18 protein-coding genes, 2 tRNA genes and 4 pseudogenes are annotated in these 23,032 nt (G+C 64.2%); 13 read left to right on the top strand and 11 right to left on the bottom strand.

Annotated elements, in window-relative coordinates; translation table 11 throughout:
• Positions 1–71 precede the first annotated feature (71 nt).
• The 3 genes from RHBS_RS01980 to RHBS_RS01985 all read left to right on the top strand — a co-directional run bounded on the left by RHBS_RS01980 (position 72) and on the right by RHBS_RS01985 (position 2,285).
• Complete coding sequence (locus RHBS_RS01980; RefSeq protein ID WP_121869532.1) at positions 72–539, top strand: NUDIX domain-containing protein; 468 nt, start codon at positions 72–74, stop codon at positions 537–539.
• 74 nt (positions 540–613) lie between these two features.
• Positions 614–766: a hypothetical protein gene (locus RHBS_RS28665; RefSeq protein WP_183130124.1), complete on the top strand. Its 153-nt coding sequence runs from the start codon at positions 614–616 to the stop codon at positions 764–766.
• A 52-nt stretch (positions 767–818) separates the two neighbouring features.
• On the top strand, positions 819–2,285 hold the full coding sequence (locus RHBS_RS01985) for a DHA2 family efflux MFS transporter permease subunit (RefSeq protein ID WP_121869533.1): 1,467 nt from the start codon (positions 819–821) through the stop codon (positions 2,283–2,285).
• Between the two features lie 10 nt (positions 2,286–2,295).
• On the opposite strand, the pseudogene RHBS_RS01990 reads toward RHBS_RS01985, so the two are convergent.
• A pseudogene (locus RHBS_RS01990) lies at positions 2,296–3,035 on the bottom strand (ANTAR domain-containing protein).
• A gap of 96 nt (positions 3,036–3,131) precedes the next feature.
• Here RHBS_RS01990 and RHBS_RS01995 point away from each other — a divergent pair.
• The 4 genes from RHBS_RS01995 (at position 3,132) to RHBS_RS02010 (ending at position 6,454) form a co-directional block, all read left to right on the top strand.
• A complete protein-coding gene (locus RHBS_RS01995) occupies positions 3,132–3,599 on the top strand; it encodes a universal stress protein (protein WP_121869535.1) in 468 nt (155 codons plus the stop codon).
• 106 nt (positions 3,600–3,705) lie between these two features.
• The gene (locus RHBS_RS02000; RefSeq protein WP_121869536.1) at positions 3,706–5,496 is read left to right on the top strand and encodes a TIGR03767 family metallophosphoesterase; all 1,791 of its coding nucleotides are present in this window, start codon (positions 3,706–3,708) and stop codon (positions 5,494–5,496) included.
• Positions 5,493–5,843, top strand: coding sequence for a hypothetical protein (locus tag RHBS_RS02005; RefSeq protein WP_121869537.1), 351 nt, complete (start codon positions 5,493–5,495; stop codon positions 5,841–5,843). Before RHBS_RS02000 ends, RHBS_RS02005 begins: the two co-directional genes overlap by 4 nt.
• An 11-nt stretch (positions 5,844–5,854) precedes the next feature.
• Positions 5,855–6,454: an EI24 domain-containing protein gene (locus RHBS_RS02010; protein ID WP_121869538.1), complete on the top strand. Its 600-nt coding sequence runs from the start codon at positions 5,855–5,857 to the stop codon at positions 6,452–6,454.
• Between the two features lie 212 nt (positions 6,455–6,666).
• Here RHBS_RS02010 and RHBS_RS30050 read toward each other — a convergent pair whose 3' ends face one another.
• From RHBS_RS30050 to RHBS_RS02030, 3 genes are all read right to left on the bottom strand, one after another.
• Entirely contained in the window at positions 6,667–7,308 is a 642-nt protein-coding gene (locus RHBS_RS30050) for a GGDEF domain-containing protein (RefSeq protein WP_121869539.1), read from the bottom strand.
• 547 nt (positions 7,309–7,855) lie between these two features.
• Positions 7,856–7,929: transfer RNA gene (locus tag RHBS_RS02025), tRNA-Ile, on the bottom strand.
• 69 nt (positions 7,930–7,998) lie between these two features.
• Positions 7,999–10,134, bottom strand: coding sequence for a molybdopterin-dependent oxidoreductase (locus RHBS_RS02030; protein WP_121869540.1), 2,136 nt, complete (start codon positions 10,132–10,134; stop codon positions 7,999–8,001).
• A gap of 85 nt (positions 10,135–10,219) precedes the next feature.
• On the opposite strand from RHBS_RS02030, the gene RHBS_RS02035 reads away from it, so the two are divergent.
• The 3 genes and pseudogenes from RHBS_RS02035 (at position 10,220) to RHBS_RS02045 (ending at position 12,220) form a co-directional block, all read left to right on the top strand.
• Positions 10,220–11,023 carry a serine hydrolase gene (locus tag RHBS_RS02035; protein WP_121869541.1) on the top strand — a complete coding sequence of 268 codons (804 nt, stop codon included), beginning with the start codon at positions 10,220–10,222 and terminating at the stop codon, positions 11,021–11,023.
• A gap of 144 nt (positions 11,024–11,167) precedes the next feature.
• Positions 11,168–11,679: pseudogene (locus RHBS_RS02040) on the top strand (DUF3145 domain-containing protein).
• A 91-nt stretch (positions 11,680–11,770) separates the two neighbouring features.
• Entirely contained in the window at positions 11,771–12,220 is a 450-nt protein-coding gene (locus tag RHBS_RS02045; protein ID WP_128644715.1) for a cold-shock protein, read from the top strand.
• 179 nt (positions 12,221–12,399) lie between these two features.
• On the opposite strand, the gene RHBS_RS02050 is transcribed toward RHBS_RS02045, so the two are convergent.
• From RHBS_RS02050 to aceE, 6 genes and pseudogenes are all read right to left on the bottom strand, one after another.
• The gene (locus RHBS_RS02050) at positions 12,400–13,833 is read right to left on the bottom strand and encodes an acyl-CoA carboxylase subunit beta (RefSeq protein WP_121869543.1); all 1,434 of its coding nucleotides are present in this window, start codon (positions 13,831–13,833) and stop codon (positions 12,400–12,402) included.
• Positions 13,834–13,962: 129 nt separating this feature from the next.
• A pseudogene (locus tag RHBS_RS02055) lies at positions 13,963–15,212 on the bottom strand (KasA/KasB family beta-ketoacyl-ACP synthase).
• 8 nt (positions 15,213–15,220) lie between these two features.
• Complete coding sequence (gene acpM, locus RHBS_RS02060; RefSeq protein ID WP_045199610.1) at positions 15,221–15,565, bottom strand: meromycolate extension acyl carrier protein AcpM; 345 nt, start codon at positions 15,563–15,565, stop codon at positions 15,221–15,223.
• An 88-nt stretch (positions 15,566–15,653) separates the two neighbouring features.
• A pseudogene (locus tag RHBS_RS02065) lies at positions 15,654–16,560 on the bottom strand (ACP S-malonyltransferase).
• 128 nt (positions 16,561–16,688) lie between these two features.
• Positions 16,689–18,068 (bottom strand): CdaR family transcriptional regulator, encoded by a 1,380-nt coding sequence (locus RHBS_RS02070; RefSeq protein WP_230596340.1) that lies wholly within the window; start codon positions 18,066–18,068, stop codon positions 16,689–16,691.
• A gap of 87 nt (positions 18,069–18,155) precedes the next feature.
• Complete coding sequence (gene aceE, locus RHBS_RS02075; protein WP_237668940.1) at positions 18,156–20,939, bottom strand: pyruvate dehydrogenase (acetyl-transferring), homodimeric type; 2,784 nt, start codon at positions 20,937–20,939, stop codon at positions 18,156–18,158.
• Positions 20,940–21,232: 293 nt separating this feature from the next.
• Between aceE and RHBS_RS02080 the strand changes: the two genes are divergently transcribed.
• From RHBS_RS02080 to RHBS_RS02090, 3 genes are all read left to right on the top strand, one after another.
• Complete coding sequence (locus RHBS_RS02080) at positions 21,233–21,655, top strand: DUF3052 domain-containing protein (protein ID WP_032379129.1); 423 nt, start codon at positions 21,233–21,235, stop codon at positions 21,653–21,655.
• A gap of 32 nt (positions 21,656–21,687) precedes the next feature.
• Positions 21,688–22,149, top strand: a complete 462-nt coding sequence (locus RHBS_RS02085) for a peroxiredoxin (protein ID WP_121869545.1) — start codon at positions 21,688–21,690, stop codon at positions 22,147–22,149.
• An 87-nt stretch (positions 22,150–22,236) separates the two neighbouring features.
• Positions 22,237–22,308, top strand: a tRNA-Val gene (locus RHBS_RS02090).
• A gap of 36 nt (positions 22,309–22,344) precedes the next feature.
• Here RHBS_RS02090 and RHBS_RS02095 read toward each other — a convergent pair.
• Positions 22,345–23,001, bottom strand: a complete 657-nt coding sequence (locus tag RHBS_RS02095) for a TetR/AcrR family transcriptional regulator (RefSeq protein WP_121869546.1) — start codon at positions 22,999–23,001, stop codon at positions 22,345–22,347.
• Positions 23,002–23,032 lie beyond the last annotated feature (31 nt).

The raw sequence follows: 23,032 nt of genomic DNA on the forward strand, positions 1-23,032 counted from the left end.
GGTCGTGAGCCGCGATAACGGTAGTGACGGCGAATGACGGAGAGCAACCGAATTGATGGCAGGCTGAGGCAATGGTCAATACGAGTGCAGGAATCCTGTTGTATCGCGTCGGTGTCGACGGCCCGGATGTCCTGATCGCTCACCCCGGCGGACCGTTCTGGGCGCGCAAGGACGACGGAGCTTGGTCGATCGTCAAAGGGTTGATCACCGATGGAGAAGATCCCTGGACGGCGGCCCAGCGGGAATTTCGAGAGGAAGTCGGCACCGATGTGCCGGCCGGAGAACCCGTCGAACTGGGCACCGTCACACAGCGCGGCGGAAAGATCGTCACCGCGTTCGGCGTCGAGGCCGATCTGGATGTCTCGAATGCGGTGAGCAACACATTTGAGATCGAGTGGCCCCCGAAATCCGGTCTCATTAAGTCGTTTCCCGAGGTCGACCGCGTCGAGTGGTTCCCGGTGGCGCAGGCGAGAACGAAGCTGCTCGTCTCCCAGCACCCCTTTCTGGACGCACTGGAGGCGGTTGTCGCAGCGCCGTAGTTTCGGCGTCGGTTCCCGGGGTATCCACCGGCCGGAAATGACGAGGGTCGCGGATGCAGGGTGGGAAATCGATCATGACACCAACGGGTACGGCGGGCGCGACTGCTCACGCGGAGACTGCTCTCGTGGAGACCGTGTGGGGTGGCCGAGTTGTGGCATCGGCGTTCGTGGTCTTGGCCACCGGACTGTCGTGGGTCTTCGTGGCGACGGCAATGATCGGACAGTGACCCAGGATCGGTCGGCCGATACTGCTCGGCGACAACGACGAAGGACGGCACAGTGACCGACGGCATTGCCTCTGCAACTCCACCGGGGACAGAGGTGCCCGCACGCGCCTGGAAAGCGCTCGTGGTTCTGCTGCTCGGCATGTTCATGGCTCTGCTGGACACCACCATCGTCAACGTGGCACTACCGACGATCAGCACCACGCTGGACGCGTCGGAATCGGTTCTGTCGTGGATCATCTCGGGGTACGCACTCGCCTTCGGCTTGGCTCTCATCCCGGCGGGCAAGGTGGGCGACCGGATCGGCCACAAATGGGTCTTCTTCACCGGGCTCGCACTCTTTACCCTCGCAAGCTTCGCGTGTGGGCTGGCTCAGGACGATCTGCAGCTTGTCGTCGCGCGAGTCGTTCAGGGCTTGGCGGGCGGCATGTTCGTCCCGGCGGTCACCGCCTTCATTCAGCTGTTGTTCCCAGGACCGGTGCGGGGCAAGGCATTCGCCATCATGGGTGCGGTCATCGGAGTCTCGACAGCGCTCGGTCCCATCGTCGGTGGCCTGATCATCCAGGCTTTCGGCGACGAGAACGGCTGGCGACTGGTCTTCTGGGTCAACCTGCCGATCGGAATCGTCGGTCTCGTCGCGGCTGCAGTGCTGCTCCCGAACAAGACCGATGCCGAGCCGGCGGCCCGCCCCGGAATCGACTGGCTCGGGCTGGTACTCATCTCCGCAGGTCTCATCGCACTGCTCGTTCCGCTGATCGAGGGCCAGGAATTGGGCTGGCCAATGTGGACCTACCTGACGATCGCCGCAGGAATCGGCCTCATCGCGCTGTTCGGCTGGTGGGAAGTGATTCGGAGCGGCCGCGGACAGAATCCGTTGGTGCCACCTCGATTGTTCACCCGTCCGGCGTTCACCGGCGGTGTCATCCTCGCGCTCGTCTACTTCGCGGCCTTTACCAGCATCTTCTTCACCATCTCGTTGCTGTGGCAGACCGGACTCGGCAACACGGCACTGGCATCGGGACTGGTGTCCATACCGTTCGCGATCGGCAGCATCATTGCCGCCTCGCAGAGCAACAGGCTGACGATCCGTCTCGGTCGCACCGTTCTGATACTCGGCGCGTCGCTCGTCTCGATCGGGCTGATCTGGCTGTGGATCATCCTCGCGACCAGCTCGGCCGACACGATCTCGCACTGGACGCTGTTGGTTCCACTGTTCATCGCGGGTCTGGGCAACGGCGCTTTCATCGCACCCAACGCCCAGTTCATCGTCGCCACCGTCGATCGCGACGACGCGGGAGCCGCGAGCGGGGTCATCTCCACCATGCAGCGCGTCGGCTCGGCGATCGGTATTGCCGTGATCGGCAGTGTGCTGTTCGGGTCTCTGGACATCACCGGCCCCGACACCGTCGGGTCGGGCTTTCTGCACGGCGCGGCGATGGCAATGGCAGTCAGTGCAGCGTTCAGTGTGGTGGCGCTGGCTTTGGTCTTCGCGCTTCCCAAGAAGGTTCAGCGCGCGCACTGAGCGCACATGCTCAGCGGTTCAAGCCCTTGCTGTGCCGATCGACAACGGTTGCTGCGAGATCGGCAATCTTGACGTTGAGGTCCTGAGAGGACTTACGCAGCAGGGCGAACGCCTCGTCGCCTGACACGTCGTGCAGGGCCATGATCAGGCCGATCGCCTTGCCGATCTCACGGTTGCTCTCGAGCCCGTCACGCAGAGTCGACGCCTCTTGACCGTTCATGACCGCAGCAACGGTGACAGCCGTGAACGCCGTCAGAATGATCGCCTTGCTCGCGCTGTCGGTATCGAACACACCCGGCTTGTCGGTGAACAGGTTGAGCGCGCCGACCTTCTGATCGTCCACGTTGAGCCGAAATCCCATGGCCCCTCGTACCGGCGTGCGGTTCAACACACCGCGGGCCATCGCGGGCCACTGCGTCGGAGTTCGGAAGTCGGCCTCGAGCTGCGCTGCCTCGCTGGTGATCGCGTCCAGACACGGGCCTTCGCCGGTGGCGCGCTCGATATCGTCGACGACACGAGCGATGTCGTCGGAGGCCGCGACGGTGACCGGCTTTCCGTGGCGCATCAGCATCAAGCTCGCATGGTCGCAGTGGGGAACAACCAGTACGGCGGCGTTGCAGATTGCGGTGTAGATCTCTTCCGCGCTGCTGCTCGATACACGATGTCGGCCAGCGCGGCGAACACGGTGGCCGGATCGGTCGACGGGCCGTCGTGCTGCGTGACTTCGTTCACTTGGCTACTCCCGTCCAGTGTCGGTGTTCGAGCGACCGGCACTCGAAGTGAACCAACCGTACCGCCACGGGATGGGGTGTTCGAACATGCGGGTACCGGCAGTAGCCTCGACTCGTGAGCGATGCGCAAGAATCCACCGGTTTCGAGTACGGCCACGACGGTCCCAAGTCGATCGTGGTGGGGGTCGACGGTTCCGATTCTTCCTGGCGTGCCGCAGCCTATGCAGCGGGACTCGCTCGCAGGCAGCGGTCGCTGCTGGTGCTGGTGTACGTCCAACCCATTGCGACGGCGTCGTGGGGCCAGGCCGGCATCTCACTCGTCGAAACCGGTCAGCAGATCGCCGACGAGTTGCTCGACTACGTCCGGACCTCTGCTGCCCGATTCGGAGATCGGGAGCACGTGCGGTGGGAGTTCCGCACCGCGCAGGGTGACCCGTACTACGGACTGATCGCCGTGGCAGAGCAACTGCGCACCGACGCGGTAGTGGTGGGCGCATCCGAGAATGCGGGGCATCGAATCGCCGGTTCGGTGGCGGTGCGGTTGGTCAAAGCGGGCCGCTGGCCGGTGACCGTGGTGCCCTGAACGGTCCGAAAGCGAGCCGATCCGCGGTCTGGCCTGTAAAAATAGGCAGTCACCTCGTCGGATGCGAGGCGCACGTGGTGCCGTTCTCGAGGATCCGAGGAGTTCCATGGCAGGGCTGTCGCGTCGACAATTCATTGCTCGAGTGGGGGCTCTTGCCGCGGCGTGGGGGATTGCACCCCACGTGCTGGGTAAGGCTCTCGTTGCGCATGCCCAGCCTGTGCAAACGAACGGGACCGGAACGCTCGCGCAGACGATTCTGCGAACCTCGACCGGGCCGGGGAAGTACCGCGTGCTCGGTGCCGGACCGGGGGAGCCGTACGTTGCTCGGCTGGACGTTCTCGGACGAGCGCCGAATCCGTCGAGGGTCCAGTCGCGACGGTCGTTGCTCTATCTCGGGCACCTGTCGGACATGCACGTCATCGACGCGCAGTCGCCCGGACGGATCGAGCCCATGATCGTCTCCGACCACGCAGCATGGGGCTCGGCGTTCCACCCGCAGGATCCGCTCACGGTGCACGTCACCGCGGCGATGGTGAAGGCGTTCGCGGACGCGCGGATCAGCCCGGTTACCGGCGCACCGATGGGAGCGGCAGTGGTCACCGGGGACAGCGCCGACATGCACTCGCACCTCGAACTACGCTGGTACGTAGACGTTCTCGACGGCGTTCCGGTTCGGCCGACCAGCGGGGACTCGAAGGTCTTCGAGGGTGTTCAGGCTTGGCCGGAGGCGCAGTGGGCCTACCGGCCCGGTGATCCCTCGGGAGGCTCGTTCGGCGACTACGGATTCCCGACGCTTCCCGACCTCCTCGAGCAGGCAATGTCTGGAACCGTGGAATCGGTGGGGCTGCCGGTGCCGTGGTATTCGGTGTACGGCAACCACGACACACTGTTGCTCGGCACCTTCGATCTGTCCTCGCAGCTGCACGCGCTCGCCGTCGGGGGTCGCAAGGCGTACACCCTCGAGGCGACGGCCACCTCGGCACTGGCCGGCTACGCGTCGACGGCCAGTCCGTTGCAGAGAATGGTCGATGCGCTGGGCGTGGGATCCGGTGCGCGACCGGGGTTTCGCGCAGTCTCGGCCGATCCGGCGCGGTACCTGTTCGAGCAACGCGAGTTCATGCAGGAGCACTTCGAGACCACGCCGACACCGGGTCCGATCGGTCACGGCTTCACCCAACACAACCTCGATTCGGGCGAGACCTGGTGGACGGCAGACCCCACCCCGAACATCCGCACGTTCGGTCTCGACACCTGCAACGCTGTGGCCGGGCCCGACGGTGCGGTTCCGGAGAACCAATTCGATTGGCTCACCCAGCAATTGGAGCGGGCGCAGGCCGAGAACAAGCTCGTGCTGATCTACACGCACCACAACAGCCTGACGTTGGAGAACCGGGCACAGAGGCCTGGGCAATCGGTGAAGCTCTACGGCGCAGACGAATTCATCGATCTGCTGTTGAAGTATCCGGTGGTGATCGGCTGGCTCAACGGCCACACCCACCAGAATCAGATTCTGGCGCACTCGCGAGACGGACGAGGATTCTGGGAGATCACGACCGCGTCGTGCATCGATTTCCCGCAGCAGCAGCAAGTGGTCGAGATCGTCGACAACCGAGACGGGACCCTGTCGCTGTTCACCACGGTTCTCGATCACGCGTCTCCGGTCACGCCCGGAAACAGCGGCAGCTACCTGGATCTGGCGTCGCGTAGCCGCGAGTTGGCGGCCAACGACTGGGCCGAGAATCCGCTGATGCGGCGTGGGTCGCGTCTGGATCGCAATACCGAATTGCTCCTGCCGGCTCCGTTCGATCTGAGCACCATCACCGACGCCGCTCTCGAGAAACAACACCTCGACGAGCACGCGAGACTGATCGCTTACGAGACGAGGCAGGGCCGATGAACGGATTTTGCAGAAAGCTCCTCGCCGTATTCGCTGTGATGGTCTGTGCGGGGTGTTCTCAGACCGCTGCGCTTGCCCCGGTCGGCGGTGCCGAACTCGGAAATCTGCGTTACGCCGTGAACGACGTTCTGCTGGAGAAGGGAATCGAGATATTGGTCGCGCCGGTGTGCTCGGGTGCCGGAGCAGACATCGAATGTGCCGGGGAGACAACCGACAACGAGGCGATTACCGGTTCGGCAACGTCGGACGACGCGAGCACCGTCGAGATCAAGGTCGGTACGGAGGTTCTCTACTCGGGTTCCGTGCAGGACGTGCTCGACCGCAACTCGACGGTCGGTGCGCCGTGAGAGGGAGTGCGGTGCTTGTTGCCGTGGTGGTCGTGTCTGCTCTGGTTCAGGCTCTGACAGTCCTGGGCGATCCCGTACCCACGTCCTCTGTCGGGTTCGCGGCATTGGTTCTGGCTTCTGCTGCCGCGGTGGTATTCGCGCTGTGGATCACCGCATCGACAGCACTCGATGTGGTGGACGGCAACGTCCGCGGTGCGCTGGGTCGGGCATGGCGACGGCCGCGCGTCCTGGTGTGGTGCGTGGCGTTGACCGGGGTGGCCGTTGCGCTGGCAATTCTTTACCCGCTGCTTCCGGTCATCGTGATTGTGGTTGCGCTGCTGATACTTCCGGGCGTGGCCGACGGACAACGACATCCGTTCCGCGCAGCGTCGGCTATGGTCCGGCGGTCCCCGGGGCGGTGCGCAGTCGCGGCTGTCGTCACGATTCTGGCCTATGTCCTTGCCTGGGTCGTGGCACTGGTACTGGGTTTCTTCGTCACCGGTGTCCTGGCGGCGCTCCTCACGTGGCTGTGGTTCGGGGCGAATGCTGCTGTGCTGCTGGTGTATTGGTCGCGGTTGTATCGAAGGGCGGTCCGCTACGAAGTGGAGTCAGACGTCGCCGAGCGGCGGTAGTCGTCGGGTGAGACGCCGATGACACGCTCGAACGCCACCGACAAAGCGCTGTCCGAGCCGTACCCCACGTCGCGGGCGATCTTCGCTGGCCGCCCTAGATCTTTCGGAATTCGACATACGCAATGGATGATGTCGAATACACGATCGCTCGACGGGACACTCGAAGACGGCGTGTCGGTTCGCGCAGCAATTGAGCTGCCCGATTGCCGAGCTCATCGCTCCCGCACGCGATGTGCCTTGTTCCGATACATCGCGGTGTCGGCCCGATGAATGAGCGTCGCGGCCGAATCGGCGGGTCGTCGTCTTGCCTCACCTGTGCTTATGGATACACGCTCATGCCCATCGATTCCAAGGGGGTGCGTTGCTGCCTCTGCCGCCGCTGCGATGTAGTCGTGTAGGTAACGCTGTTCGTCGAACTGCCAGACGAAGCCTCGGTGAGGCCACACGGATGGGCGGGAAGCGATCAGGAACTCATCACCCGCATACCGGCAGACGATTCTGTCGTCGTGCGACAGGGCGTGAAGTCGGTCGGCGATCGCTGACAGGACTGCGTCTCCGGCGGCATGGCCGTAGCCGTCGTTGACTTGCTTGAAGTGATCGACATCGGCAAACATCACCATTACTTCGTCGCCGGCTGCAATCCAATCGTCGATGACCGAGACCGCCACGTTGCGACGGTACAGCCCGGTCAGGTCGTCGCGTTCTGCGAGCTCTCGCCACGTTCGTGCCTCACGGACAATAGGATTCGCAAGATCCAGGGCAACGACGATGAGAGGCATGCCGTCGATCACCGCGAGTCCGGTGTGCGTCCAGCACGACACCGACACCTCGTCGTCTTGGTGGAGCCGTCGCATCGCGGAGACTGGCGTCTGCGACGATTCCCCTGTTCGAGCGAAGTCGGTCAGTAGATCCTCTGATACGGCCCGGATCGCCGCATGCTCCGTTGGGTGCACGAAGGCAAAGACATCGCGGGTGTCGCTGTATGTGCGGGATAGGTTCGCAGACGTTCGGCACGCGGTGTTGACGGCCAGGATGTGAAAACTGGTGTCGTGAACAAGCGCGGGAAGTGGGATAGCGGCGACGATCTGCTGCGCGCTAGCTATCCGTGGCACACCCTCGCTTCCACGTGCCTCCACCTTGTCCAGGGTAAACCGACGGGAATTGCCGCGAACAAAATACTACCGGTCAGTAAGCAACGCCACACACGGCAAGAACATGCCTCACAAGACGCGGGCTCGTCGGTTGCGCCGAAATATGGTCTACGACGTCACTCTGGAACTTATCCGACCATCCTCGCTGTCGGGATCGCACCGTGCAGAATCCGCGATCCTGCGCCGACGACAACGTTGCCCAAAAATGGTCTGTTCTTCGACAAGTCGAGCCACAGTGGTCAACCGGGTGTGGGGCGGGCGGGGCTCGAACCCGCGACCAATGGATTATGAGTCCACGGCTCTAACCGACTGAGCTACCGCCCCATGCCCGTACCAGGTACGAGCCTGCAGAATCGTACAGAATCACGCAGCCTCGTCGGTGCATCGGGGCAGCTATTTCGCTCGGACCTGCACCGGGACGCCGTTGAGGATCGCGTTCGCCGAGACGGCGTCGACACGGCTCGGGTCGGTGATGTCGTTGACACTGGGGCCGGTCACCGTCGTGGCGACGGACAGCTCCACGCCGGGGCGCTGATGTCCGAACCCATGCGGCATGCTCACCACACCCGGCATCATCTTCTCCGACGCCGCCACCTCGATGTCGACGGTCCCGGCGGCGGAGGTCACCGAAACCATCGCCCCGTCCTCGATGCCGCGGTGTTGCAGGTCGTCCGGGTGGGCCAGAAGCTGATGTCGCGCTTTGCCTTTGGTGAGCCGGGCGGTGTTGTGCATCCACGAGTTGTTGCTGCGCAGGTGTCGACGACCGATCAGCAACAATTCATCGCCGGTCGCAACGGCGCTCGAATGCATCAGGTCCACCAATGCGGGAAGTTCGGCAACAACGATGTCCTGAATCAGCTGTACCCGCTTGTCCCGAGTCTTCAGCTTCTGCGGGAAGCCGGGACGCAGTGGTCCGAGATCGACACCGTGTGGGTTGGCTCGAAGTTTTTTGAGCGACAATCCTTTTCGTTGGCTGCGGAGCAGGATGTCCAGGGTGCGGGCGGGGGAAAGTCGCAGGCGTGCCTCGCCGATCACGCTCTTCGGAGTCAATCGTGACTTCAGTCGACCGATCGTCGAACCGGCCATCCGGCTCTTGTAGCGCAGCGACAGATCTCGGAAGATTTCCCAATCATGCTTTGCCTCGGCCTTCTTGGGCACCACCGCGGGCATGTACTTGGCAGTGTTGTGTACCGCGAAGGAGTTGAAGATCAGGTCGTAGTGGTCACGTTCGAGAGACATCGTCGGCGGCAGAATCACGTGTGCGTGACGCGAGGTCTCGTTGATGTAGAAGTCGAACGACACCATGAAGTCGAGGCCTGCGAACGCGTCGTTCAAGGTGGTGCCGCCGGGCATCGACAACACCGGATTACCGGACAGAACCGCCATCGCGCGGATCTGATCCTTGCCCTCGGTGGTGATCTCGTCGACGAGCGTCGAGCAGGGGTATTCGCCTGCGAACTCGGGCAGGTCGCGAACGCGGCTGCGCCACTTGTCGAAATGACCGCGGCCGACGATGCCCTGCTTGATCAGATCGATCGCGGGATCGGTCACCATGGCACCGCCGGGGCGGTCGAGATTGCCCGTGATGATGTTCAGTACCTGAATTGCCCACTGGCACACGGTGCCGAACTGCTGGGTCGAGACCCCCATTCGGCCGTACGCCACCGCGGACTTCGCCGAGGCGAAATCACGTGCCAGGGTCGAGATCTCTTCCGCCGCAATCCCCACGACCGGAGCAACGGATTCGGGAGTGAACTCGGCGACGAGGTCTGCGAGGCGATCGGCCCCGTCGATGTAGTCGGCCACGCGCACGGTGCCGTCGGCGACGATGATGTGGATCATCGCGAGCAGTAGCAGTGCATCGGTGCCGGGGCGAACGAAGAAGTGCGTGTCTGCGATGTCGGCGGTCTCGGTCTTGCGCGGATCCACCACGACCAGCCGTCCGCCCCGTTTACGCAGTGCCCGTGCTCGTCTGGCGAAATCGGGGACGGTCATCATGGAACCGTTCGATGCCATCGGGTTGCCGCCGAGGACGAGGAAGAAGTCGGTTCGATCGATGTCCGGGATCGGCAGCAGCAGTTGATGCCCGTACAGCAGGTGATCGACGAGCTGATGTGGGAGTTGATCCAGCGAGGTCGCGGAGTATCGATTGCGTGTCCGCAGGAGCGAGGTGAAGGGAATGCCGTGGGTCATCGCGCCCATCGAGTGCACGTTGGGGTTGCCCTGATAGATGCCGACCGCATTGCGGCCGTACTTCTCACGCGTCGAGATCAGACCGTCGATCACGAGGTCGTACGCCTCGTCCCACCCGATCTTCTCCCACTTCTGACCCACGCGTTTGACCGGTGTGGTGAGTCGATCGGTATCGGAATGCAGGTCGATCAGCGACAGAGCCTTCGGGCAGATGTGACCGCGGGAGAGAGGGTCCTTCTCGTCACCGCGGATGGCCGTCACCGCATCGTTCTCCACCGTGAACTCGAGCCCACAGATCGCTTCGCACAGATTGCACGAGCCATACACAACCGACATCGCATTCCTCCCACTCATGTGCTGCGAGCGTAGCCCGGCGGGGGACCGGGGCACCGTCATCGACCGACAATTAGGCTCGTGAATCGTGACCACCCTCGATCTCACGGCCTCCTGGCCCGTCGACCATGTCAGTGCAGCAGTCGTCACCGACTCCGGAGTTCGTGAAGAGGTCGGCGACACCGATCGCGTCTACGAGCTGGCCTCGGTCACCAAACTGCTCAGTGCGTACGCCGTTCTCGTCGCCGTCGAGGAAGGTGCGGTTGAGCTCGATCAACCCGCAGGGCCGGAAGGGTCGACGGTGCGTCACTTGCTGGCACACGCGTCGGGACTTGCGTTCGGCGACCGCACAGTCCAGGCACCGGCCGGTACCAAGCGGATCTACTCGAGCGCTGGGTTCGAGGTGCTGGCCGAACTGATCGAAACCGAGGCAGGCATCGCCTTTCCCGACTACCTCGACGAGGCCGTGTGCCGGCCACTGCAGATGACGAACACCGCGCTACCGGGATCGGCAGGCCACGGTGCCAGCTCCACCCTGGCGGACCTGAAGAAGTTCGCGGCCGAGTTGTTGGAACCGACGCTCCTCGCGTCGCAGACCCTCTCGTCGGCGACAGCCGTCCAGTTCCCCGGCCTCAATGGAATCGTGCCCGGGTACGGATCGCACAAGCCGTGCGACTGGGGACTCGGGTTCGAGCTGCGCGGAGAGAAGACCCCACACTGGACCGGAAGTGACAACTCGTCGGCCACGTTCGGGCACTTCGGGCAGGCCGGAACGTTCCTGTGGGTGGACCCGTCCGTGCGAACGGCATGCGTGGTGTTGACCGACCGGGCCTTCGGAGACTGGGCGAAACCGCTGTGGCCCGAACTGTCCGACGCCGTCCTTGCAGGGTGAATACCGACCGTTCACAGATTGCACTGGCGCAACAGGGGTAACTCGGGGCACACTAGTACACATACGTGTTGATTCACTGCAGCCAGCCGAAGCATGTCGAGGTCGTTGGGGAAGACGTCCCTCGTCGAAGCTGGAGGTAGTGCAATGCGTGGATCGAATCAATTCGCAGAAGCGACGTCGGGTGTCGTGTACATCCACTCGTCGCCCGCGGCGTTGTGCCCGCATGTCGAATGGGCGTTGTCCGACGCCCTCGATTGCCGTGCGAATTTGAAGTGGTCTGCGCAGCCGGCCTCCGACGGGCAGCTGCGCGCCACCACCGACTGGATCGGCCCGGTCGGCACCGGAGCGACCCTCGCCGGCATCCTGCGCTCGTGGCAGATGCTGCGCTTCGAGGTGACCGAGGACCCCAGCGAAGGCGTCGACGGCGAACGGTTCTCGCACGTACCGGTCTGGGGCTGTGGCGTGGATCTACAAGCGCGAACGGTGACGTGGTCCTCGGCGAGATGCGTCTGCGAGCCCTCATGGAGAACAACCAGGGCAACCTCACCGCGGCCGTGGAGCATGCTCTCGGCTCGGACTGGGACGCCGCCCTCGAGCCGTTCCGCACCGGTGGTGCCGGAGCCGAAGTGACGTGGTTGAGCCGCAACGTCGGCTAGTCGTGGGAGTTGCTGGGGGTTCGGTGTCGCGGTAGTTTCGCGTGCGTGCCTGGGGTAGGCATGTGGGAACGACCGTGGAGTGGTGAGTTCGATGTTGTCGACCGGAAAAGTGATCAGATTCGACGAGTTCAAGGGGTACGGATTCGTAGCGCCGGACGAGGGCGGCGAGGACGTGTTCATCCACGTCAACGATCTGGATTTCGACAAAAGGCTGCTGGCACCGGGGGTTCGCGTCGAATACGTCGCCGTCGACGGCGATCGCGGCCTCAAGGCCACCCAGGTACAGATCATCGACGGTCCCGCATCGACCGCGCTGGTGACCCGACGCAAGCCCGACGTGCCGTACCACCACACCGTGCCGGTGACCGACCATCAGAACCTCGAAGACGTCATCTGCGACGTGCTGTCCGAGGCGGACTTCACCGCCGAAGTGACCGAGGCACTCCTGACGGCCAACGGAACCGTGACGGCCGCGCAGATCCTCGACATCCGATCAGCGATGCTGCGACTGGCTCACGACCACAAGTGGATCGAGAACTGACCGACGCGTAGCCGCTTCATCTCGCCCTGGAGCCCGCTCGGTTCCGGATGAATGTGGCTTTGTTGCATTCAGAGCGCCTGAAAGCCGCATTGATCCCAACCGGGGGCGGGCAAACAACGGGGGGCGGGCAAACAACCGGGGCGGGGTGTTGAGTCAGGGCCGCAAGCGAAACCAAGCGATCAGAGCGGAATGTTCTTGTGGTTGCCGCGTGCCGCGGGCGCAGCAGCGAGGGCCTTGGCGACGGTGCTGCGAGTCTTGCTCGGCTCGATGACCTCGTCGACGACACCGATGGCCACGGCACGCTCGACGCCGCCGGCGATGTTTTCGTGCTCGACGGTGAGGCGATCGTGCAGTGCCTCACGCTCCTCCTCGGGAGCGGCTGCGAGCGCCTTCTTGTGCAGGATGCCGACGGCGGCCTTCGCGCCCATCACGGCGACCTCGGAACCGGGCCAGGCGTAGACGGCGGTGGCACCGAGTGCGCGAGCGTTCATCGCGATGTATGCGCCGCCGTAGATCTTGCGGGTCACCAGGGTGACGCGGGGGACCGTGGCTTCGGCGAAGGCGTGCAACAGCTTTGCGCCGCGGCGGACGACGCCTTCCCATTCCATGCTGACGCCGGGAAGGTAACCGGGCACGTCGACGACCACGATGAGCGGGATGCCGAACGCGTCACACAGTCGTACGAAACGTGCGGCCTTCTCGGCGCTTTCGGAGTTGAGGCAACCGCCGAGGCGAATGGGATTGTTGGCGATGACGCCGACGGTGCGGCCGCTGATGCGTCCGAGGCCGATGACGATGCTGCGAGCCCAGCCGCCCTGGAACTCCTCGAAGGTGGATTCCCCTTCGACGTTGTCCAGCAATTCGTGCACGATCGGGTGCACATCGTATGCGCGACGGTTGGATTCGGGCATCAGCGCCCGGAGGTCTGTGTCGCCGTGCTCGGCGGCGGCGATGTCGAATTCGCCCTGCTCGCAGAACATGGACACCAGACGGCGGGCACGGGTGAACGCGTCCATCTCGCTGTCGGCGACGATGTGGCACACGCCGGACTTCTTGTGGTGGGTGTCGGGGCCGCCGAGCGAGGCCATGTCGACCTGCTCACCGGTGACGCTGCGGACGACGTCGGGACCGGTGACGAACACGCGTCCCTCGGGAGCCATGATGACGACGTCGGTCAACGCAGGACCGTAGGCGGCGCCGCCGGCTGCGAAGCCGAGGACGACGGAAACTTGGGGGACGAGGCCGGATGCTCGAACCATGGCCTCGAAGACGAGTCCGACGGCGTGGAGAGCTTCGACGCCCTCGGCGAGGCGAGCGCCTCCGGAGTGCCAGACGCCGACGATCGGAGCGCGCTGCTCGATGGCCGTGTCGATGGCGGCGACGATGTGCTTGCAGCCGTCTACTCCCATGGCACCGCCCATGACGGTGGCATCGGAGCAGTAGGCGATGGTGTGGACGCCGTCGATTTCACCGGATGCGGCGAGGATGCCGGATTTGTCCCGATCGTGCAGGGGCACAGTGGTTCCGGCGTCGAACAGGTTCTCGAGGCGGGCGAGTGGATCGCGGGGATCGGTGGAGGTACCGGATCGTGTGACAGGGGCCAGAATGGTCATCGCTTGTCCTTCTTCAGGGCCCCTGGCGGGGGCGAGGCCCGAACCGGGGCCGTTCCCTGGGAACGGCCCCAGCCCGGATCATGCACTGCGAGAGCGAGATTCGCTGAGTCGAAGAATCGACTCAGTGCATCACGCCTTTCCGAAGGCGAGCGCTACGTTGTGCCCACCGAATCCGAACGAGTTGTTGATCGCGTAATCGATCTGTCCGACGCGGGGCTCGCCCTTGACGACGTCGAGATCGATCTCGGGATCCTGATTCTCCAAATTCAGTGTGGGAGGGATGATTCCCTCGCGCACTGCCAGCACCGTCAGAACCGACTCGAGAGCGCCGACGGCACCGATCGAGTGGCCCAGAGCGGATTTCGGTGCGTACACCGCTGCGTGATTGCCGACGGCCTTGTTGATCGCCAGCGCCTCGGCGGTGTCTCCGATGGGAGTTGCCGTTGCGTGGGCGTTCACGTGGGTGATGTCGGACTTCTGCAGACCTGCGGTCTCGATCGCACGCTGCATAGCGCGCGCGGCACCCTTGCCCTCCGGGTCGGGAGCCACGAGGTGGAACCCGTCGGAGGTGATTCCGGCACCGAGCAGGCGGGCGTGGATCGTTGCGCCGCGTGCTTGGCGTGCTCCTCGGTCTCGATGACCATGAGCGCACCCGCTTCACCGAAGACGAAGCCGTCACGATCCTTGTCGAACGGACGTGACGCACCCTTCGGATTGTCGTTGTTGGTGCTCATCGCCCGCATCATGGAGAAGCTGGCGATCGGAACCGCGTCGATGTATCCCTCGACGCCGCCGGTGACGACCATGTCCGCGTCGCCCATCACGATCATCCGCCACGCGTGTGCGATGGCTTCCGATCCCGAGGAGCAGGCGGAGACGGGGGTGATGACGCCGGCCTGTGCTTTGAGCTCGAGTCCGACGACCGCTGCGGGGCCGTTCGGCATGACCATCTGAACGGCGAGCGGAGACACCTTGCGGTAGCCGCCGGCCTTCATCTTGTCGTTGGCGTCGATCAGTGAATCGCCGCCACCGAGGCCGGTACCGATCGACACACCGAGGCGAAGGGGATCGACGTCGGGAGTGCCGGCGTTCTTCCAGACCTCACGACCGAGCACGGTGGCCAGCTGCTCCACGTAGCTCAGGCGACGAATCTCGACCCGTGAGAGCAGGCTCTGCGGGTTCACCGCGAGGTGGCCGCCGATCCGCACGGGCAGGTCGTACTCGGCGACGAAGTCGTCTTCCAGCGTTGCGATTCCGCTGTCGCCGTTCAGCAGACCCTTCCACGTGGCATCGACGTCACCCGCGAGTGACGTGGTCGCAGCGAGGCTGGTGACGACGACACTGGGGAAGCGTCCGTTGGCGGTGGATGGGTTGGTCATGGGCCGTGTCACTCGCTCGCGGAGTCGTCGAGCTTGGCCTTGATAGCTTCTGCGGCTTCGGGGTTCTCCGCTTCGAGCTTCTGGATGTAGTTGACGGCGTCGCCGACGGTGCGCAGACCTGCGAGGTCCTCGTCGGGGATCTTCACGCCGTACTTGTCCTCGGTCTGCACTGCGATCTCGACCATGGAGAGTGAGTCGATGTCGAGGTCGTCCACGAAGGACTTCTCGATGGTCACCTCGGACGGTTCGATGCCCGTGACCTCCTCGATGATCTCTGCAAGTCCGGCGATGAGGTCTTCCTGGCTGGCCACTGTTGTGGCTCCCTTCTCTTCTGTGTAGAACGCCGAAGTCATGTGCTTCGAGACGCGATTGTGCATTTCTGCCACTCGGGGAGTGGAAGTGCGATCCGCAGTGCTGTGACTGCGGAGTGTGTGGGTCGAGCTAACCGAGCTCGGCCATTGCGGAAATGTCCGCCGGTGTCTTCAGGCCGAGATTGGCAACGCCGCGCAGTTCGCGTTTGGCGATGCCGACCAATGCGCCTGCCGGGGGCAGTTCCACAAGTCCGGTGACCTGCGCGGTGCGCAGGTAGGCGTTGCACAGATCCCATCGCACGGGGCGAGTGACCTGAGCGGCAAGCTTGTTCAGTGCATCGGCACCGGAGGCGACCGGCTGACCGTCCGAGTTGGACAGCAGCGTCCGCGTCGGCTCCGACGGGGTGATGGCGGCAGCGGCTGCGGCAACGGTGTCGCCCGCAGATGCCATGAACTTGGTGTGGAATGCGCCTGCGACCGGCAAAGCGCGAACCCGAGCCTTCTCGGGCGCGCTCTCGGCCAACTCGGCCAGTTTGGTGAGCAATCCGGCTGCGACGATCTGGCCTGCAGCGTTGACGTTGGCCGGGGCGAGGTCGAGTTCTTCGAGTCGCGCCAGGACGGCAGCTTCGTCGCCGCCGAGCACGGCGGACATGCCGGTCGGCTCCAGTGCGCACGCCTTGGCCATTGCTGCGCCACGGACGGCAGCGAGTGACACGGCGTCGTCGGAGGAGATGACGCCTGCGATCGCAGCGGCGGCGAGTTCGCCCACCGAGTGTCCGGCGATGATGGCGTCCTCGGGGAACAGGCCACGAGATGCGATCTCTTCGAATGCGAGCAGGGCCGACGCGACGACCAGGGGCTGGGTCACCGCGGTGTCGGTGATCTCCTCGGCGGTAGCTGTGGTGCCGAGGCGGACGAGGTCGAGACCGGAGGCCTTCGACCACAACGCGAGTCGGTCTGCCGCGCCTGGCAATTCGAGCCAAGGCAACAGCATGCCGGGAGTCTGGGAGCTGACCGGGCGCAAGCAACGCAATCACAGGGTTAAGAGAACACCGTCGGGTGCCGAATGAGTGATGTCGCGCTCGATGAACTCTCGACAAGCAATTTGTGGGAACCCTACAAATTGCCTCGTGGGTATCCGCTATCGCCGGAGGGTGGGTCGGCGTTACGTGACCACTTCTCCGAATGTGACCTGTGTGACATATGGGGCAGGATGGGGCGGTTCGTGATGGGTTCGAGCCAACCTACCTACCGTTGCCGCGACCCTGAGCACGTACGCATCGCGCGGGTGAGTGGGGTCGCGACCGGTGACCTCGGCGATTCGCTTGAGGCGATATCGGACCGTATTTGGATGAACAAACAGCTGCCGTGCGCAGGTTTCCACGGCACCACCACAGTCCAGATAGGCGTCGAGCGTGTCGGCCAAACCGGAACCGGCCGCCGCCAACGGAACCACCACGTGATCGTTCAACGCCGATATCGCTGCGCCGTCGTTGAGCAGTGCGCGTTCGGGCAGCAACTCACCTGCGTGCACCGGACGCGGCGCACCCCGCCAACCCGCCACCGCCTGCATCCCGGCGAAGGCCTCCACCGCGCTCGAGTGCGCCGCGCCGAGAGTGCGAGTGGTCGGGCCGATGACGACGGGGCCGTCCGAGAAGTTCTGCAGCATGTCGTCGATGAATGCGCGATGCGTGGCAGTGTCGTCGAGCTGACCGCTCACCACCATCACCAGCCGCGTTCCCTGCACCACGGCAAGTGCCGCGCGGCCGTGCTTCTGCGCCACGGCGTGCACGGTTCCGACCACCGAGACGCCTCGGTCGTCGGGAGGAGTGCCGACCAGTACCGTCGCGGGTGCCGTGGCGTCCCAGTTCAACGTGGCGGCGCGCGAGAGCATGTCCGAGCCGGTGTCTCCACGCACCACCGCGTCGACAACGAGGGCCTCGAGGCGGGTATCCCAGGCTCCACGGGACTCGGCGGCGCTGGCGTAGACCGACGCGGCCGCGAAGCCGAGCTCGCGCCCATACCGCAATACGGCCTCGGTCAGGGCCACCAACTGCTGGTCGTTGCGGGCCAGCGCCGGAAGCCATTGCTCGAAGAACTCCATCGCCACCCGCACCATGTCGACCGTCTGGCGCAGAGTGAGGCGTCGGGCAAGGTCTTGGGGGATGACCTGAAATGCGTCGAGGCTGAAGCGAATATCGCTGTTGGGGTTCTTCAGCCATTCGAGAAAGTTGTCGACGGCTGTCTGAATCAACAGCTGGACGCTGGCACGTTGGGCGGCGTCGAGATCACCGAAGAACGGCAGCTGGCCCTGCATGGTGGTGACGGCCTCGGTCGAGAGTCGGCCGGAGAACTGCTTGACGCGTCGCAGCAGGGCATCGGGCAGTGGATCGCGTTTCTGGCGTGAGGGAGCCAGTGAGGCGACCGGAAGATGCACTTCGTTGTCCGAGGTCAACGACTCACGCAACGCCTCACGGTAGGCGTCGCGTCGGGACACATCGCGTGCGGACGCACTGTCCGGTGAACCGGGCTTCGCATCGGACATAGGGAGAACCTACGCCCGACCCCCGCCCACATCGCGATGGACGTACTTCGCGACGTGGGACGGGGGTCGGGCGATCAAGGGTGGAACCTACGCGGAACCGGTATCGGCGAACGACGTCGGAGCCGCGGTGACGTCGTCGATCTTGTACTTCTCCGCAGCCTCGACAGCCTTGGACTTCTCGATCTCACCGGATGCGGCGAGGGCGGACAACGTGGCGACGACGATCGACTCGGCGTCGACGTTGAACACCCGACGTGCGGCCGGACGGGTATCGGAGAACCCGAAGCCGTCGGTGCCGAGGGTGACGTAATCGCCCGGAACCCACTGACGGATCTGGTCCGGAACGGCGCGCATCCAATCCGAGGACGCGATTACCGGGCCGTTGGCGTCGGCCAGAGCCGAGGTGACGAACGGAACGCGCTTGTCGGCACCCGGGTTGCGCAGGGACTCCTTCTCGGCGTCGACGCCGTCGCGGCGCAGTTCGCCCCATGAGGTCACCGACCAGACGGCCGAACGCACGCCCCACTCCTCGAACAGCAGCTCGCGCGCCTTGCGGGCCGAGACCATGCCGACGCCCGACGCCAGCAGCTGCGCCTCGGGTCCGTCGCCCTCCTGCGGAGCAGCGAACCGGTAGATGCCCTTGAGCAGACCCTCGACGTCCAGGTTCTCCGGCTCGGCCGGCTGTACGTACGGCTCGTTGTAGAGGGTGATGTAGTAGAAGATGTTCTCGCCGCCGAACCCTTCCACGCCTTCGGTGCCGCCGTACATCCGTCGCAGACCGTCCTTGACGATGTGCGCGATCTCGTACGAGAACGCCGGGTCGTAGGCCACGGCCGCCGGGTTGGTCGACGCCAACAGCAGCGAGTGACCGTCGGCGTGCTGCAGGCCCTCACCGGTGAGGGTGGTGCGACCTGCGGTGGCGCCGAGCACGAATCCGCGAGCCATCTGGTCTGCTGCCGCCCAGAGACCGTCGCCGGTGCGCTGGAATCCGAACATCGAGTAGAAGATGTACAGCGGGATCATGACCTCGCCGTGCGTGGCGTACGAAGTACCGACCGCGGTGAACGACGACGTCGAACCGGCCTCGTTGATGCCCTCGTGCAGGATCTGGCCGACCGAGCTCTCCTTGTAGGCGAGCATCAGCTCCGAGTCAACCGAGGTGTACAGCTGGCCGTTGCGGTTGTAGATCTTCAGCGACGGGAACCACGAGTCCATACCGAAGGTGCGGGCCTCATCGGGAATGATCGGCACGATTCGGTGGCCGATCTCCTTGTCTCGCAACAGCTCCTTCATGACACGCACGAGCGCCATGGTGGTGGCGACTTCCTGCTTGCCGGAGCCCTTGCGCAGCGTCTTGTACGTGTCGTCGCCCGGCTGCGGCAGCGGCTTGACGTCGACGCGGCGCTCGGGGACGAATCCGCCGAGCTTGTTGCGACGATCGAGCATGTACTGGATCTCGGGGGCATCCGGGCCGGGGTGGTAGTACGGCGGCATGTACGGATCCTTCTCGAGCTCCTCGTCGGAGATCGGGATGTGCTGGAGATCGCGGAACGTCTTGAGATCGTCGAGTGTCAGCTTCTTCATCTGGTGCGTGGCGTTACGGCCCTCGAAGTGCTTGCCGAGGGTGTAGCCCTTGATGGTGTGCGCCAGGATGACCGTCGGCTGGCCCTTGTGCGACATCGCGGCCGCGTAGGCAGCGTGCACCTTGCGGTAGTCGTGGCCGCCGCGCTTGAGGTTCCAGATCTCGTCGTCGGACAGATCCTTGACGAGCTCCTTGGTGCGCGGATCGCGGCCGAAGAAGTGATCGCGGACGTACCCGCCGTCGTTTGCCTTGTAGGTCTGGAAGTCGCCGTCGGGCGTGGTGTTCATGAGGTTCACCAGTGCGCCGTCGCGGTCCTTGTGCAGCAGCGAGTCCCACTCGCGGCCCCAGACGACCTTGATGACGTTCCAGCCGGCACCGCGGAAGAACGACTCCAGTTCCTGGATGATCTTGCCGTTGCCGCGGACCGGGCCGTCGAGGCGCTGCAGGTTGCAGTTGACGACGAACGTGAGGTTGTCGAGGCCCTCGGTGGCGGCCACGTGCGCGAGTCCACGCGATTCCGGCTCGTCCATCTCGCCGTCGCCGAGGTACGCCCACACGTGCTGATCGGTGGTGTCCTTGATGCCGCGGTCGTTGAGGTAGTGATTGAAGCGGGCCTGGTAGATGGCGTTCATCGGGCCGAGACCCATCGATACCGTCGGGAACTCCCAGAAGTCCTGCATCAGACGCGGGTGCGGGTACGACGGCAGTCCGCCGCCCTCGTTCACGTGACTGGCCTCCTGGCGGAAGCCGTCCATGCGCTCGGCCGGAATGCGGCCCTCGAGGAAGGCGCGGGCGTAGATGCCGGGGGAGGCGTGACCCTGGATGAAGATGTGGTCGCCGCCGCCCGGGTGGTCCTTGCCGCGGAAGAAGTGGTTGAAGCCGACCTCGTACAGCGCAGCCGACGAGGCGTACGTGGAGATGTGGCCACCGACTCCGACGCCGGGACGCTGCGCGCGGTGCACCATGATCGCGGCATTCCAGCGAATCCAGGCACGGTAGCGGCGTTCCATCGACTCGTCACCGGGGAACCACGGCTCGTTCTCGGTGGGAATGGTGTTGACGTAATCCGTCGACGTCAGCGACGGCAGTGCGACGCGGCGCTCGCCGGCGCGCTCGAGCAACCTGAGCATCAGGTAGCGAGCGCGGTTGGGGCCGGACCTCTCCAACAGGCCGTCGAACGATTCGATCCATTCGTTGGTCTCGTCGTTGTCGATATCGGGCAGGTACGACGCGACACCCTCACGGATGACGCGGACCCGGCCGTCAGAGCCTTCTTGCCTGCAGACGATGTGTTCTGCCGTTCGCCGCTGTTCACTTCGGACAACGTGTGCACTCCTCAATGTGGCGGACGCTCGGTGTGGCGTCCGGTCCCGGTAGACCCGCCCCTGTGACGGCGGTCTACTTTCCTCGTTCTCGTGATTCCTCCCCAATCCTGCTACATCTTGTCGGTTCTGGTAGTACAGAGGCCCGATACCCACCAGTAGAAATTTATGTACGCAATTTCGGCGCGGTCAGCTTGCGCGAACGGCTTCAACACTGTTCGCTTTGTCTACTGCACCCACAATTCAAGGAGGTCACCACCGTGGTCGCCGCGGCGGACGCTCAGAACTACGCTCAGAAACTTGGCATCACTCGCGACATGGTCGTACAGGAGCTGGGCTGGGACGAGGACACCGACGATGATCTGCGCGCCGACGTAGAAGATGCGATCGGTGGCGAGACCCTCGACGAGGATTCCGACGAGGTGATCGACGTTGTACTGCTGTGGTGGCGCGACGGAGACGGTGACCTGGTCGATGCACTCATGGATGCAATCGGTCCGCTCTCGGACGATGGCATCGTGTGGGTCCTCAGCCCCAAAACCGGCATGTCCGGTCACGTCGAACCCAGTGAGATTGCCGAGTCCGCCCCGACCGCAGGATTGACGCAGACCTCTGCGGCAAACCTCGGTGACTGGATCGGAAGTCGATTGGTTCAGCCCAAGACCCCTGCCACCAAGCGGTAGGGGAGATGCTCGACACAGGAAGACGGTTCTAGATGCCGATCGAGGTTGGCGCGGTTGCGCCCGACTTCACCCTCAAAGACCAGAACAACCAACTGGTCACGTTGTCGTCGTACAGGAACGTCAAAAACGTTCTGCTCGTGTTCTATCCACTGGCCTTCACCGGCACGTGCCAGGGCGAGCTGTGCAAAGTACGCGACGAGTTACCGACCTTCGAGAACGACGACACCGCGGTGTTGGCGATCTCGGTGGGTCCGCCTCCGACCCACAAGATCTGGGCTGCAGAACAGGGTTACACCTTTCCGCTGCTGTCGGACTTCTGGCCGCACGGTGAGGTTGCTCAGGCCTACGGGGTTTTCAACGACACAGCAGGATTCGCCAATCGCGGAACGTTCGTGGTCGACAAATCCGGAATCATCAGGTTCGCCGAAATGAACGGACCTGGCGAGGCTCGCGACAGTTCGTCGTGGTCCGAGGCTCTCGCACAGGTCAGCTGACCTGCGGAATTGTAGTTAGAGATCAGACACGATAAATTTCTCCAAGCGTTCCGGTGGCCCGGGGTTGTCCCCAGGCCACCGGTACTCGGGCGTATAGCTCAGCGGTAGAGCTCTGGTTTTACACACCAGCGGTCGGGGGTTCGAACCCCTCTGCGCCCACCCCTGCCGCATCCTCGGCACTCGACGTTCCGGTCGCTACATTTCGCGGCCGAGCAGCAACAAAAGCAGGACTCTTCGCAGATCCGCGTGAAGCTCGGGTAGGCGTTGTATTCGGCCTGCGCGTACCTCGCGCGCAACCAGTTCGGTAGCGAGGGCCGCAGCGGCAGTAGCGTCGATCTCGGCCGGAGCTCCGTCGATGCCCGCTTGAGCGCGTAGCAACGTCCCGATCCCACGTAGCGTCTGCGCGAACAGTGCGGCCCGTGAGTCGCGTGAAGTGTGTGCGCGATCGCCCACGGTGAGGATCTCCACGAAGAAGGCGCGCGAGCCACCGGGCCGCTCCATCCACCACCGAAGATAACGATGTAGTCCGGCATCGAAAGCGGCGAACATGTCCTCGGCCCCGGACATCTCGCGGGCGGCGTCGCTCAGCTCTTCCCGTAGCGCGTCGCCATGCTGCTCGCACAGGGCGATGAAACACTCGGCCTTGTCGGAGAACAGGGCATAGAACGCGCGATCGGTCACCCGGGCTCGACGGGCCACTTTGGGGACGCTCGCTTTCGAGTAGCCGACCTCGTCGACCAGGTCTTCCATTGCCTGCAACAACCGGGCGCGCTGCGAGGCCTTGACTTCCTCGGCTCCGAGTTTGTGCCGTCCACGAGGGAGCGGAGTTGCACCGGTTTCCGTGTCCGACATCAGTACCTCCTCGCAGATGTGTGTCGTGTGA

Source organism: Rhodococcus sp. BS-15 (assembly GCF_000813105.1).
Taxonomy (GTDB): domain Bacteria; phylum Actinomycetota; class Actinomycetes; order Mycobacteriales; family Mycobacteriaceae; genus Rhodococcoides.

Excerpts from the sequence above, each read along its gene's own strand:
- RHBS_RS01980 (WP_121869532.1), top strand. The coding sequence starts at position 72 with ATGGTCAATACGAGTGCAGGAATCCTGTTGTATCGCGTCGGTGTCGAC.
- RHBS_RS28665 (WP_183130124.1), top strand. The coding sequence starts at position 614 with ATGACACCAACGGGTACGGCGGGCGCGACTGCTCACGCGGAGACTGCT.
- RHBS_RS02000 (WP_121869536.1), top strand. The coding sequence starts at position 3,706 with ATGGCAGGGCTGTCGCGTCGACAATTCATTGCTCGAGTGGGGGCTCTT.
- RHBS_RS02005 (WP_121869537.1), top strand. The coding sequence starts at position 5,493 with ATGAACGGATTTTGCAGAAAGCTCCTCGCCGTATTCGCTGTGATGGTC.
- RHBS_RS30050 (WP_121869539.1), bottom strand. The coding sequence starts at position 7,308 with ATGCGACGGCTCCACCAAGACGACGAGGTGTCGGTGTCGTGCTGGACG.
- RHBS_RS02030 (WP_121869540.1), bottom strand. The coding sequence starts at position 10,134 with ATGTCGGTTGTGTATGGCTCGTGCAATCTGTGCGAAGCGATCTGTGGG.
- RHBS_RS02045 (WP_128644715.1), top strand. The coding sequence starts at position 11,771 with ATGTTGTCGACCGGAAAAGTGATCAGATTCGACGAGTTCAAGGGGTAC.
- RHBS_RS02050 (WP_121869543.1), bottom strand. The coding sequence starts at position 13,833 with ATGACCATTCTGGCCCCTGTCACACGATCCGGTACCTCCACCGATCCC.
- acpM (WP_045199610.1), bottom strand. The coding sequence starts at position 15,565 with ATGACTTCGGCGTTCTACACAGAAGAGAAGGGAGCCACAACAGTGGCC.
- RHBS_RS02070 (WP_230596340.1), bottom strand. The coding sequence starts at position 18,068 with ATGTCCGATGCGAAGCCCGGTTCACCGGACAGTGCGTCCGCACGCGAT.
- RHBS_RS02085 (WP_121869545.1), top strand. The coding sequence starts at position 21,688 with ATGCCGATCGAGGTTGGCGCGGTTGCGCCCGACTTCACCCTCAAAGAC.
- RHBS_RS02095 (WP_121869546.1), bottom strand. The coding sequence starts at position 23,001 with ATGTCGGACACGGAAACCGGTGCAACTCCGCTCCCTCGTGGACGGCAC.